The organism is Nocardioides sp. P5_C9_2, assembly GCF_054049555.1.
Genome location: NZ_JBFUMD010000064.1, coordinates 1 through 11,476, shown reverse-complemented (window position 1 = coordinate 11,476; position 11,476 = coordinate 1). Strand labels below are relative to the sequence as shown.

General features: G+C 72.3%; 12 protein-coding genes. 7 read left to right on the top strand and 5 right to left on the bottom strand.

Annotation, left to right across the window (positions count from 1 at the left end; translation table 11 throughout):
- Positions 1-250: 250 nt before the first annotated feature.
- A complete protein-coding gene (locus tag ACXJKL_RS05230; protein ID WP_457206001.1) occupies positions 251-784 on the bottom strand; it encodes a GNAT family N-acetyltransferase in 534 nt (177 codons plus the stop codon).
- Between the two features lie 58 nt (positions 785-842).
- Here ACXJKL_RS05230 and ACXJKL_RS05225 point away from each other — a divergent pair, with 58 nt between their 5' ends.
- On the top strand, positions 843-2,501 hold the full coding sequence (locus ACXJKL_RS05225) for a phospho-sugar mutase (protein WP_457206000.1): 1,659 nt from the start codon (positions 843-845) through the stop codon (positions 2,499-2,501).
- A 7-nt stretch (positions 2,502-2,508) separates the two neighbouring features.
- Here the strand turns inward: ACXJKL_RS05225 and ACXJKL_RS05220 are convergent, their stop codons facing one another.
- Positions 2,509-3,102, bottom strand: coding sequence for a hypothetical protein (locus tag ACXJKL_RS05220; RefSeq protein ID WP_457205999.1), 594 nt, complete (start codon positions 3,100-3,102; stop codon positions 2,509-2,511).
- A gap of 64 nt (positions 3,103-3,166) precedes the next feature.
- On the opposite strand from ACXJKL_RS05220, the gene deoC reads away from it, so the two are divergent.
- From deoC to ACXJKL_RS05205, 3 genes are read left to right on the top strand one after another with little or no spacing between them, the layout of a single operon-like run.
- Positions 3,167-4,147 carry a deoxyribose-phosphate aldolase gene (gene deoC, locus ACXJKL_RS05215; RefSeq protein WP_457205998.1) on the top strand — a complete coding sequence of 327 codons (981 nt, stop codon included), beginning with the start codon at positions 3,167-3,169 and terminating at the stop codon, positions 4,145-4,147.
- Positions 4,148-4,155: 8 nt separating this feature from the next.
- A complete protein-coding gene (locus ACXJKL_RS05210) occupies positions 4,156-5,631 on the top strand; it encodes an aldehyde dehydrogenase family protein (RefSeq protein WP_457205997.1) in 1,476 nt (491 codons plus the stop codon).
- Positions 5,631-6,494, top strand: a complete 864-nt coding sequence (locus tag ACXJKL_RS05205; RefSeq protein ID WP_457205996.1) for an aldehyde dehydrogenase family protein — start codon at positions 5,631-5,633, stop codon at positions 6,492-6,494. Before ACXJKL_RS05210 ends, ACXJKL_RS05205 begins: the two co-directional genes overlap by 1 nt.
- Positions 6,495-6,581: 87 nt before the next feature.
- Here ACXJKL_RS05205 and ACXJKL_RS05200 read toward each other — a convergent pair whose 3' ends face one another.
- Complete coding sequence (locus tag ACXJKL_RS05200; RefSeq protein WP_457205995.1) at positions 6,582-8,255, bottom strand: substrate-binding domain-containing protein; 1,674 nt, start codon at positions 8,253-8,255, stop codon at positions 6,582-6,584.
- Between the two features lie 135 nt (positions 8,256-8,390).
- Between ACXJKL_RS05200 and ACXJKL_RS05195 the strand changes: the two genes are divergently transcribed.
- Positions 8,391-9,002 carry an ATP-binding protein gene (locus ACXJKL_RS05195; RefSeq protein WP_457205994.1) on the top strand — a complete coding sequence of 204 codons (612 nt, stop codon included), beginning with the start codon at positions 8,391-8,393 and terminating at the stop codon, positions 9,000-9,002.
- Positions 8,999-9,556: a hypothetical protein gene (locus ACXJKL_RS05190; protein WP_457205993.1), complete on the top strand. Its 558-nt coding sequence runs from the start codon at positions 8,999-9,001 to the stop codon at positions 9,554-9,556. The genes ACXJKL_RS05195 and ACXJKL_RS05190 overlap by 4 nt, the downstream gene beginning before the upstream one ends.
- On the opposite strand, the gene ACXJKL_RS05185 is transcribed toward ACXJKL_RS05190, so the two are convergent.
- The gene (locus ACXJKL_RS05185) at positions 9,546-10,628 is read right to left on the bottom strand and encodes an adenosine deaminase (RefSeq protein WP_457205992.1); all 1,083 of its coding nucleotides are present in this window, start codon (positions 10,626-10,628) and stop codon (positions 9,546-9,548) included. The two genes, ACXJKL_RS05190 and ACXJKL_RS05185, sit on opposite strands and share 11 nt — an antisense overlap.
- A gap of 33 nt (positions 10,629-10,661) precedes the next feature.
- Here ACXJKL_RS05185 and ACXJKL_RS05180 point away from each other — a divergent pair, with 33 nt between their 5' ends.
- Complete coding sequence (locus tag ACXJKL_RS05180; protein WP_457205991.1) at positions 10,662-11,114, top strand: MaoC family dehydratase; 453 nt, start codon at positions 10,662-10,664, stop codon at positions 11,112-11,114.
- Positions 11,115-11,121: 7 nt separating this feature from the next.
- On the opposite strand, the gene ACXJKL_RS05175 is transcribed toward ACXJKL_RS05180, so the two are convergent.
- A partial coding sequence (locus ACXJKL_RS05175; protein WP_457205990.1) for a VWA domain-containing protein occupies positions 11,122-11,476 on the bottom strand: 355 nt, incomplete at its 5' end.

Genomic DNA, 11,476 nt, shown 5'->3' with positions numbered 1-11,476 from the left:
CGGGTGACCCGTGAAGGGGCCACCCGGTACGTCGCCTAGCAATCCTTCGAACATGTGTTCGATCTTACCTCGGTCGGCCCGCGAAGGGAAGGGCCGATTCACGGCCTGGGGACGAATCGGCAGGCACGATCGCCTGGGGACAGAACCGCGGAACTCTGATCGCCCTTCGGCGGAACCCGCCCTCGGAGTCGGACACCTCCCCGACCATCCACTCTTCCGCGTCGACGAGCCAGGCGATGAGCCGCGCGCCTCACCAGGCGTCGCCGGCCCGGTCCTCGCAGGTCACGCCCACGCCCAGGTCCGGGACGACCGATCGGTCGAGGCGCAGGACCATGAGCCCTCCGTGCTCGCCGTCGGCAACGACTCCCGAGAATGTCCTGGTGTACGACGCCCCGTGCCACCTCTCCCAGCCGAGCGACTCGTAGAAGCCGGTCGCGCGCCCGGTGGAGAGCATGGCCGCCGGCCACCGGGCGGCGATCTCGTGCTGGAGCGCCTCCATCGCGCGCCGGCCGATCCCCTCCCCCTGGCGCGCGGGGTCGGTTGCCACGGCCTCCACGTAGCCGACGGTGCACCACGGCCCGTCGCCGAAGCGGATGCGTCGCGGCACGGCGCTCGCGTGGCATACCGCCCGGCCGCCGACACGCGTCATCACGTGCACCCCGCCGTAGGCGTGGTCGGCGTCGTGGTCGTCGAAGCGATCCCCGAAGGCACGCGCCCAGAGGGCACGGAGGTCGGCGCGAGCCGCCGCGTCCAGCTGGTCGCTCCCGAGCGTGACCACGTCCATGACCGTCACCGTAGGGCGTGAGGAGCCGTCTCGGGACCGCCGCCGATACCGTGCCCCCATGAGCACCGCCACCGTCGACCCCACCCACCTCCTCGACCTCGCCCGCGCCTGGGCCGCCGAGGACCCGGACCCGGCCACCCGGGCCGAGCTGGAGGCCGTCGTCGCTGACGTCGACGCCGGGGGCGACACCGCCGACCTGGCCGACCGCTTCGCGGGCACCCTGGAGTTCGGCACGGCGGGCCTGCGCGGCGCGCTCGGCGCCGGGTCGAACCGGATGAACCGCGTGGTCGTCATCCGGGCGGCGGCGGGCCTCGCGGCGTACCTCCAGGACACCGGAGCGGGCGGCGGCACCGTCGTGATCGGGTACGACGCCCGCCACAACAGCGACGTCTTCGCTCGCGACACCGCGGAGGTGATGACCGGTGCCGGCTTCAAGGCCATGACGATGCCGCGGCCGCTGCCCACTCCCCTGCTCGCCTACGCGATCCGCGAGCTCGGCTGCGTGGCCGGGGTCATGGTCACCGCCAGCCACAACCCGCCGCAGGACAACGGCTACAAGGTCTACCTCGGCGACGGCAGCCAGATCGTGCCGCCCTCCGACACCGGCATCGCCGAGCGCATCGCGGCGGTGGGCGCGCTCGCCGACGTGCCCCGGGGTGGGGCCGGGACCACGGTCGACGAGCGGATCGTGGACCGCTACCTCGACACCGTGGCCGAGCTGGCCGCCGACGGCCCCCGCGACCTCGTCACCGTCTACACCCCGCTGCACGGCGTGGGCGGCACGGCGGTCGCACAGGCCCTGGAGACGGCCGGCTTCTCCGCCCCGCACGTCGTGGAGGAGCAGGAGCAGCCGGACCCGGACTTCCCCACCGTCGCCTTCCCCAACCCCGAGGAGCCGGGGGCCATGGACCTCGCGATGGCCCTCGCGGCCGCCAAGGGCGCCGACATCGTCGTGGCCAACGACCCCGACGCCGATCGCTGCGCCGTCGCGGTGCCCGGCCCGCACGGCTGGCGGATGCTGCGCGGCGACGAGGTGGGTGCACTGCTCGGCCACCACCTGTTGAGCCGCGGCAAGCACGGCACCTACGCCAACTCGATCGTCTCCTCGTCCCTGCTGGCCAAGATGGCGGCGGCGGCCGGGCAGCCGCACGAGGAGACGCTCACCGGCTTCAAGTGGATCGGTCGCGTCGAGGGCCTCGCCTTCGGCTACGAGGAGGCGCTGGGCTACTGCGTCGACCCCGAGCACGTGAAGGACAAGGACGGGATCTCCGCGCTCGTGCTGGTGTGCGAGCTGGCAGCCGCCGCCAAGGCCGAGGGCCGGGGGCTCACCGACCTGCTCGACGACATCGCCCTCGAGCACGGGCTGCACGCCACCGACCAGCTCTCGGTGCGCTTCGACGACCTCGCCGCCATCGGCGCGACCATGGAGCGGCTGCGATCCACTCCGCCGACCACGCTCGGCGGCCTCGCCGTGCAGCGGGTCGACGACCTCTCGCTGGGCAGCGACACGCTGCCTCCCACGGACGGCCTGCGGTACTCCCTCGCCGACGGCGCCCGGGTCATCGTCCGCCCCAGCGGCACCGAGCCCAAGGTGAAGTGCTACCTCGAGGTGGTCGTGCCGGTCGAGGCCGACGGTGGGGTCGACGCCGCCCGGATCGCCGCGGCCGGCCGGCTGGATGCGATCGCCACCGACGTCAAGGCCGCTGCGGGCCTCTGAGGGGCCCTCACAGCACCAGCGAGGCCACGAACACCACGAACGCGACGAGGGCCAGCCCGATGGGCAGCAGGGCGGGCTCCCGGCGCACCCCTGCGGCCAGGGCGGCCTGCTCGTCGGAGAGCGACCGCACGCCCGCCGCCGTGCGCGCCTGCTCCATGAGCAGGTGGAGCCGCTCCTCGACGAAGTCGGCGTACGACGGGTTGCCCGGCACGCCGCCCTCGGCGGGTGCGTCCTGCGTACGGCGGGTGCGCACGGCCCTGCGCCACGGTCGCCCGACCACGGTGGAGACGTAGCGCCGGTCCCCCGCCCGCACGGCCAGCACCTGACGCACCGCGAGCTGCTCGATGGCCGCGAGGGGGACGTGGACCGTCTCGAGCATGTTGCGCATGACCAGGTGGTCCCCGCTCACCCACAGGGCGGGGCGCAGCATGGACGCCCACGCGAGCACCGCGGAGAGCACGGCGCCGGCGACGATCGCGACCGACACCGAGCCCGGGTCGGCCACACCGACGATCACCACGACCCCGGCCAGCACGAGCACCAGGACGGCCGTCACCCGCCCGCTCGTCGCGTGGAACTGCTCCACCGGCTGCTGCTGCATCCACACTCCTTCGGGGGCCCTCGCGGTTTGTCCACGAGGCGACCTCCAACCCTATGCTGGGACGGTGACGACCACTTCTGCCTCAACGGCGAGTGCAGGGGTCTTCGACGACATCACCTCGTCCGAGTCCTCCTTGCGCCGCTTCCTCCACGGCCTCCCCGGAGTCGACCAGGTCGGCGCGGAGGCCCGCGCCGCCAGCCTGGGCACCCGGTCGATCAAGACGACCTCCAAGGCGTTCGCGATCGACCTCGCGATCCGCATGGTCGACCTGACCACGCTCGAGGGCCAGGACACCCCGGGCAAGGTCCGGGCGCTGGCCTCCAAGGCCATGCGCCCCGACCCCGCCGACCCGTCGTGCCCAGCCGCGGCCGCCGTCTGCGTCTACCCCGACATGGTCGCGACCGCCAAGCAGACGCTGGGCGACTCGGGCGTGCACGTCGCCGCGGTCGCCACCGCCTTCCCCAGCGGTCGCGCGGCCCTGGACATCAAGCTGGCCGACACCCGCGACGCCGTCGAGGCCGGTGCCGACGAGATCGACATGGTCATCGACCGCGGCGCGTTCCTCTCCGGCCGCTACCAGCAGGTGTACGACGAGATCGTCGCGGTGCGCGAGGCCTGTGCCCGCCCCGACGGCGAGGACGCCCACCTCAAGGTCATCTTCGAAACCGGTGAGCTCCAGACCTACGACAACGTCCGCCGCGCCTCCTGGCTGGCGATGATGGCCGGCGGACACTTCATCAAGACCTCCACCGGCAAGGTCCAGCCGGCCGCCACGCTGCCGGTCACGATGATCATGCTCGAGGCCGTCCGCGACTTCCGCGAGACGACCGGTGCGATGGTCGGCGTCAAGCCTGCCGGCGGCATCCGCGCGTCCAAGGACGCGATCAAGTACCTCGTCATGGTCAACGAGGTCGCCGGTCCCGACTGGCTCGACCCCGACTGGTTCCGCTTCGGAGCCTCCACGCTGCTCAACGACCTGCTGATGCAGCGCACCAAGATGCAGACCGGCCGCTACTCCGGTCCCGACTACTTCACCCTGGACTGAGGCGAATCATGGTCAAGGTGCCCGACACCGCCACCCCGTTCTTCGAGTACGCCCCGGCCCCCGAGTCGCGTGCGATCGTCGACATCAAGCCGTCGTACGGCCTGTTCGTCGACGGTGAGTTCGTCGACGGCCACGGCCGGAGCTTCAAGACGATCAGCCCCGCGACCGAGGAGGTCCTGGCCGAGGTCGCCGAGGCCGACGAGGCCGACATCGACCTGGCCGTCAAGGCCGCCCGACGGGCCTACACCCGCGTCTGGTCGCGGATGCCCGGCAGCGAGCGGGCGAAGTACCTCTTCCGGATCGCCCGGATCATCCAGGAGCGCGGCCGCGAGCTCGCCGTGCTCGAGTCGATCGACAACGGCAAGCCGATCAAGGAGTCCCGCGACGTCGACATCCCGACCGTCGCCGCCTTCTTCTTCTACTACGCCGGGTGGGCCGACAAGCTCGAGCACGCCGGCCTCGGGCCCAACCCGCAGGCCCACGGCGTCGCCGGCCAGGTCATCCCCTGGAACTTCCCGCTGCTGATGCTGGCGTGGAAGATCGCCCCGGCGCTGGCCGCCGGCAACACGGTGGTCCTCAAGCCCGCAGAGACGACCCCGTTGACCGCACTGCTCTTCGCCGAGATCTGCCAGCAGGCCGACCTGCCGCCCGGCGTGGTCAACATCGTCACGGGCGCCGGCGCGACCGGCCAGGCCCTGGTGTCCCACCCCGACGTCGACAAGGTGGCCTTCACCGGCTCGACCGACGTCGGCAAGGCCATCGCCCGGGCCGTCGCCGGCACGCGCAAGAAGGTCACCCTCGAGCTCGGCGGCAAGGCCGCCAACATCGTCTTCGACGACGCGCCCATCGACCAGGCCGTCGAGGGGATCGTCAACGGCATCTTCTTCAACCAGGGCCACGTGTGCTGCGCGGGCTCGCGGCTGCTGGTGCAGGAGAACGTCGCCGACGAGGTCATGGAGCGCCTCAAGCGCCGGATGTCCACGCTGCGCGTCGGCGACCCGCTGGACAAGAACACCGACGTCGGTGCCATCAACTCCGCCGAGCAGCTGGCCAAGATCCGCGAGCTCTCCGACATCGGCGAGCAGGAGGTATCGGGGGCCGGCGAGCGCTGGTCGCCCGCGTGCGAGCTGCCGCAGCAGGGCTTCTGGTTCCCGCCGACCGTCTTCACCGGCGTCACCCAGGCCCACCGCATCGCCCGCGAGGAGATCTTCGGGCCGGTGCTCTCGGTGCTGACCTTCCGCACCCCCGCCGAGGCGGTCGAGAAGGCCAACAACACGCCGTTCGGGCTCTCCGCGGGCGTGTGGACCGACAAGGGCTCCCGCATCCTGTGGATGGCCAACCACCTGCGGGCGGGGGTCGTGTGGGCCAACACGTTCAACAAGTTCGACCCGACGTCGCCGTTCGGCGGCTACAAGGAGTCGGGCTACGGCCGAGAGGGCGGCCTCCCCGGCCTGGCCGCCTACCTGAAGGGAGCGGACGCCTGATGGCGCGCATCGACGTGAAGAAGACCTACAAGCTCTACATCGGCGGCGCGTTCCCCCGCTCGGAGTCCGGGCGCACCTACCTCGTCAACGACGCCAAGGGCGCGCTGCTGGCCAACGCCTCCCAGGCCTCCCGCAAGGACGCCCGGGACGCCGTCGTCGCCGCCCGCAAAGCGTTCGGCGGCTGGTCCGGCCGCACGGCGTACAACCGCGGCCAGGTCGTCTACCGCATCGCCGAGGTGCTCGAGGGCCGGCGCGACCAGTTCGTCGCCGAGCTGCGGGCCACCGAAGGGGTGTCGGCCGCCAAGGCCAACGCCGCGGTCGACGCCGCGATCGACCGTCTCGTCTGGTACGCCGGGTGGGCCGACAAGATCACCCAGGTCGTCGGCACCGCCAACCCGGTGGCCGGGCCGTACTTCAACATCTCCTCCCCCGAGCCGACCGGCGTGGTGGCGGTGGTCGCCCCGCGCGGCCCGCTGCTCGCGCTCGTCAGCGTCGTCGCGCCGATCATCACGACCGGCAACACGTGCGTCGTGATCGCCAGCGAGCCGCACCCGCTCACCGCGATCACCCTGGCCGAGGTGATGGCCACCTCCGACCTGCCCGGCGGCGTGGTCAACGTGCTCACCGGCTCGGCCGCGGAGATCGCGCCGTGGCTGGCCTCGCACATGGACGTCAACGGCCTCGACCTCACCGGCGTCGAGGACCCCGCCCTGGCGACCTCGCTCGAGGTGGCCGCGGCCGACAACCTCAAGCGGGTACGCCGCGCCCCCCTGGCCGAGATCGACTGGACCGCCACGCCCGGCACCGACCGGATGACGGACTGGCTGGAGACCAAGACGGTCTGGCACCCGATCGGCATCTGAGCGACCAGCAGACAGCACACCGGCCCGGCGCGAGATCGCGCCGGGCCGGTGTCGTCGTACCCGCTGGTGTCGAAACGGCGTCCTGGGTCAGTCGCGGGTCAGCAGCGACGTGGCCAGCACGTTGAGGATGTCCTGCGGCTGCTCGGCGAGGAACGCGCCACCACTGGTGACCTCGGCCATCTTGCCCAGGGYATCCATGTCGGCGTCCTGGCTGATGCCGACCGCGACGATGCTCACCGGGTTGGCCGGGTCGTACATCGCCTTGAGCTCCCGGACCAGCGCCGTGAGGCTGATCGAGCTCGGGTCGTCGTTGGCACCGTCGGTGAGGATGACGAAGGTGTTGTAGTAGTTCTCGTTGTAGTCGCGCACGGCCTGGCTGTAGCCGGCGAGCACCGTGTCGTAGAGGCCGGTGCCGCCCTTGATGAGCGTCGGCAGCACCGCGGCCTGCTGGCGCAGCAGCTTGAGGTGCTTGCCACCACCCTCGGCCGGAGCGTCGAGGCGACGCAGCGGCGCCAGCTCGACCCAGTCCTTGCCGGGGCCGTCCTGGTCGGTCGAGAAGGCCCACATGCCGATCCGCGCGTGGCCCGGGAAGGCGTCGAGGGCCGTCAGCGCGGCGTTGACCGCGAAGTCCATCCGCGTCTGGCCGTCCGCGGCCACCTGGTTCATCGACTCCGAGGCGTCGATGACGGCCAGCAGGCTCGAGGGCACGGTCAGGACCTGGAAGTTGCGCAGGACCGCGTCGGCCTCCGACACGGTGGCCTCGTCGAGGATCTCGGTCGGGGGCGCCTCCACCTCGTCGGGCAGGGCCGCGCCGTCGGGGCCGCGCAGGTAGGTGTCGGTCAGCTCCGCGAGCACCGTGTCCGTGGCGAAGAACTCCGCGATCTTGTCGCCGGCGGCACGGACCGGGTCGAGCGACCCGGTGCCGAGGGTCATGCCGGTCTGCGCGCGGGCGGCGACGAGCGGGTAGCTGAGCATCGGCGAGCCGGTCGCCGGCGCACTCCAGCGCAGCGCCTCGTTGCCGCGGCGGGCGATGACGAAGTCCCGCTCGGTGATGGGGATGAGGTAGGACTCGCCCGCCTTGATCACGTCGGCGTTGGTGGCGACCTCGATGCCCGAGGTGACGTTCTCGCCGAAGGTCTGGGCCATCGGGACGACGTCGCTCTGCACCTCGCCGAGGCTGGTGCCCTCGGACAGGGAGGCGGTGAGGGCGTAGGCCGACGCACCGTCGGCCGCCGGGTCGCTCATGACGAGGCGGTCGGAGGCGAGCGTCTCCAGCCAGCTGGCCGGAACCGCACCGTCGCGGGCGCTGGCCAGGCCCACCGGGCTCGTGGCCAGGGCCGGGGCCTCGACGCGGCCGGTGAAGCCGACGCGCTGCAGCACCGTGCGCCACACCGGAGAGTTGGGGACCCAGAGGTCGGGCAGCGCCGCGGCGCGGTCCTTCTCGTCGAGCTCGTCGAGGCCGTCCTGCACCTCGTCGACGGTCGCGTCGGTGACCTCGAGGTTGATGCAGTTGGCCTCGGCGGCAAGGGCGTCCGCCGCCTCCTTCATCATCTCCTCGAGCACCGGGGCGACGGTGACGGTGATCGGGTCGGCCTCGCACGTGGCGGCACCGGCACCGGCGACCGGCACCTGCTCACCGGACACGACCTGCCAGCCCAGCCAGGCGATCCCGCCCACCATGGCAGTGATCACCACGATCACCAGGTTGCGCACACCAGCACCCGCACGCGACGACGCACCGGGATGACTCTTCGTTCCCATCTGGAAACCTTTCGGGGGGGCTTGACCTACGACCGCGCTGACGATAGGTGCACAACCCCCCGTCCCGCGGGGGAATGGCGGAGTCCGTGACGGCGCCGACACCGCCCGGCCCCGGGCACGGCAGAATGGTCGCCCGTGCCCGACTCCCACGTGCCCGCCCGGGTCGTCGTCCTCGCCGGCCCCAGCGGAGCAGGCAAGTCCCGTCTCGCCGAGCGGCTGGGGCTGCCGGTCCTGCGCCTCGACGACTTCTACAAGGACGGCGACGACCCCACGCTCCCCCGGATCACCGACGGGGCGAACGCCGGCATCGTCGACTGGGACCACCCGGACTCCTGGCACCTGGAGGACGCGCTGACCGCGTTGACCTCGCTGTGCCGCGACGGTCACGCCCAGGTACCGGTCTACGAGATCGCGCAGAACGGCCGCTCCGGGTCTCGGCTTCTCGAGCTCGGCGACGCCCGGGTCTTCGTCGCGGAGGGGATCTTCGCCCCCCAGGTGGTCTCCGCCTGCGCGTCCACGGGACTGCTCGCCGCGGCGTACTGCGTGCGCCAGCACCCGGTCGTCACCTTCTGGCGTCGCCTCACCCGGGACCTGCGCGAGCACCGCAAGCCGCCTCTCGTGCTCGTCCGTCGCGGGCTGGCGCTGCTGCGCGACCAACGACGCGTGGTCGCCCACGCCGTCGAGCTCGGGTGCGAGCCGGTCACGCCCGACGAGGCCCACGACCGGTTGGTCACACTGGTCCCGTGACCTCCTTCTGGCCGGTGCTGCTCGCCCAGCCGGACCGCCGTACGTGCGGCCCGTCGGTGCTCGTCGCGCTGCGGATGACCGAGTCGCCCGACTACCGCGAGCAGGTCCTGCGCGGTGGCCCGGAGGCGGCCCGCGCGCGCTTCGCGGCGGAGGTGTGGGCGGCGCACCGCAGCACCAACCGCGCTCTCGACCGGCGCGGCGGGCTCCAGGTGCCCTGGGCCCGGACCCTCGGGACCGCGCCGTGGTCGCTGGCCGACCAGGTCGGCGGCAGGACGGTGTACGTCGTGACGGTGCGCCGGCGGGCAGCGGCGTACGACGCCCTCGTGGGGTCGCTCGCCTCGGGACCCACCCCCGTCTACGTCGGCGACCGGTGGACGCCGAGGCACGTGGTCCTGGCCGTGGGCGTGTCCCACGGCGTCGTCACCTGCTACGAGCCGGCCTCCGGGCGGCGGACCCGCTTCAGCCGTGACGGATGGCTCGGCGGCCACCTCGAGGGCTGCGGCGGCTGGCGGGTGCCGTGGGCCGTCGTCGACCGCGCCTCCGTCAGCCGCTGACCCCGGCCAGGGCGGCGTACCCGGGCTTGATGACCCGGTCGATGATCTCGAGCCGCTCGTCGAAGGGCAGGAACGCCGACTTCATGGCGTTGACGGTGAACCAGCGCAGGTCGTCGAGGTCGTAGCCGAACGCCTCCACCAGCGAGGACATCTCGTCGGTCATCGACGTCTGGCTCATCAGCCGGTTGTCGGTGTTGACGGTGACCCGGAAGCGCAGCCGCGTCAGCAGCCCGATGGGGTGCTCCGCGATCGAGGTCGCGGCACCGGTCTGCACGTTGGAGGCGGGACACATCTCCAGCGGGATCCGCTTGTCGCGGACGTACGCCGCCAGCCGGCCGAGCTCGACCGAGCCGTCGTCGTCGACGGTGATGTCGTCGATGATGCGCACCCCGTGACCGAGCCGGTCGGCGCCGCACCACTGGATGGCCTCCCAGATGGACGGCAGCCCGAACGCCTCCCCGGCGTGGATGGTGAAGTGCGAGCTCTCCCGCTGGAGGTACTCGAACGCGTCGAGGTGGCGGGTGGGCGGGAAGCCGGCCTCGGCGCCGGCGATGTCGAAGCCGGCGACCCCCCGGTCACGCCACGCGACCGCGAGCTCGGCGATCTCCATCGAGCGTGCCTGGTGACGCATGGCGGTGAGCAGCTGGCGGACGACGATCCGCCCGCCGGCGGCCTCGACCGCCGCGTCGAAGCCCTCCTGGACGGCTCCCACGACCTCGTCGAGGGTCAGGCCGCCCGCCACGTGCTGCTCGGGGGCGTAGCGCACCTCGGCGTAGACCACGCCGTCGGCGAGGAGGTCCTCGACGCACTCCCGGGCCACCCGGGTGATCGCCGGCCCGGTCTGCATCACGGCGACGGTGTGGTCGAAGGTCTCCAGGTAGCGCACCAGGGACCCGGAGTCGGCGGACTCGGCGAACCAGCGTCCCARGGACGCGGCGTCGGTCTCCGGCAGCGTGTGGCGGCAGTCGGCCGCGAGGTCGATGATCGTCTGGGGGCGGAGGCCGCCGTCGAGGTGGTCGTGGAGCAGGACCTTGGGGGCGCGGCGTACCTCGTCGCGAGTGGGAGTCGTCACGGCGCACATCCTCGCAGGCCTAACCTTGCACCCATGCGCACCTTCACGAACCTCGACGAGGTCGCCGCGGCGACCGGCACCGATCTCGGCACCTCCGACTGGATCCGGATCGACCAGGACCGCATCGACGGGTTCGCCGCGGCCACCGGCGACCACCAGTGGATCCACGTCGACCCGGAGCGGGCGGCGACCGGTCCCTTCGGCGCCACGATCGCGCACGGCTACCTCACCCTGTCGCTCGTGCCCTTCCTGGGCAGCCAGGTCTTCTCCCTGGAGACGCCCGGGGCCAAGCTCAACTACGGCGTCAACAAGGTCCGCTTCCCCTCGCCGGTGCGCGTGGGGTCGCGGGTGCGCGCGCACGTCGCGATGGGTGAGGTCACCGACCTGCCCACGGGCAAGCAGATGCTGCTGCGCTACACGATCGAGATCGAGGGCGGCGACAAGCCCGCCTGCGTCGCGGAGACCGTCGTCCTGCTGCTTCCCTGAGCGGGGCTCAGCGGGACAGCACCGCGCGGGCGAAGACCTCCAGGATGTCCTCCGGCTCCGCGGCGAGGTAGGCGTCGCCGTCCGTGGCGTCGGCCATCCGCTGCAGGGCACCGAGGTCCGCGTCGTCGCTGATCGCGATCCCCACGACGCGCACCGGACGCTCGGGGTCGCGCAGCTCCCGCAGCCTGCGGACGAGCTCGGCGAGCGCGATCGAGCCCGGGTCCTCGTTCTCACCGTCGGTCATCAGCACGACGGCGTTGGAGTAGCCGGGGCGGTAGTCGCGCAGCGCCTGCCGGTAGGCGGCCAGGGCGGTGTCGTAGAGACCGGTCCCGCCGCCGGTGAGCCCGGACAGCCCCTCGGCC

Excerpts from the sequence above, each read along its gene's own strand:
- ACXJKL_RS05230 (WP_457206001.1), bottom strand. The coding sequence starts at position 784 with ATGGACGTGGTCACGCTCGGGAGCGACCAGCTGGACGCGGCGGCTCGC.
- ACXJKL_RS05225 (WP_457206000.1), top strand. The coding sequence starts at position 843 with ATGAGCACCGCCACCGTCGACCCCACCCACCTCCTCGACCTCGCCCGC.
- ACXJKL_RS05220 (WP_457205999.1), bottom strand. The coding sequence starts at position 3,102 with ATGCAGCAGCAGCCGGTGGAGCAGTTCCACGCGACGAGCGGGCGGGTG.
- ACXJKL_RS05210 (WP_457205997.1), top strand. The coding sequence starts at position 4,156 with ATGGTCAAGGTGCCCGACACCGCCACCCCGTTCTTCGAGTACGCCCCG.
- ACXJKL_RS05205 (WP_457205996.1), top strand. The coding sequence starts at position 5,631 with ATGGCGCGCATCGACGTGAAGAAGACCTACAAGCTCTACATCGGCGGC.
- ACXJKL_RS05180 (WP_457205991.1), top strand. The coding sequence starts at position 10,662 with ATGCGCACCTTCACGAACCTCGACGAGGTCGCCGCGGCGACCGGCACC.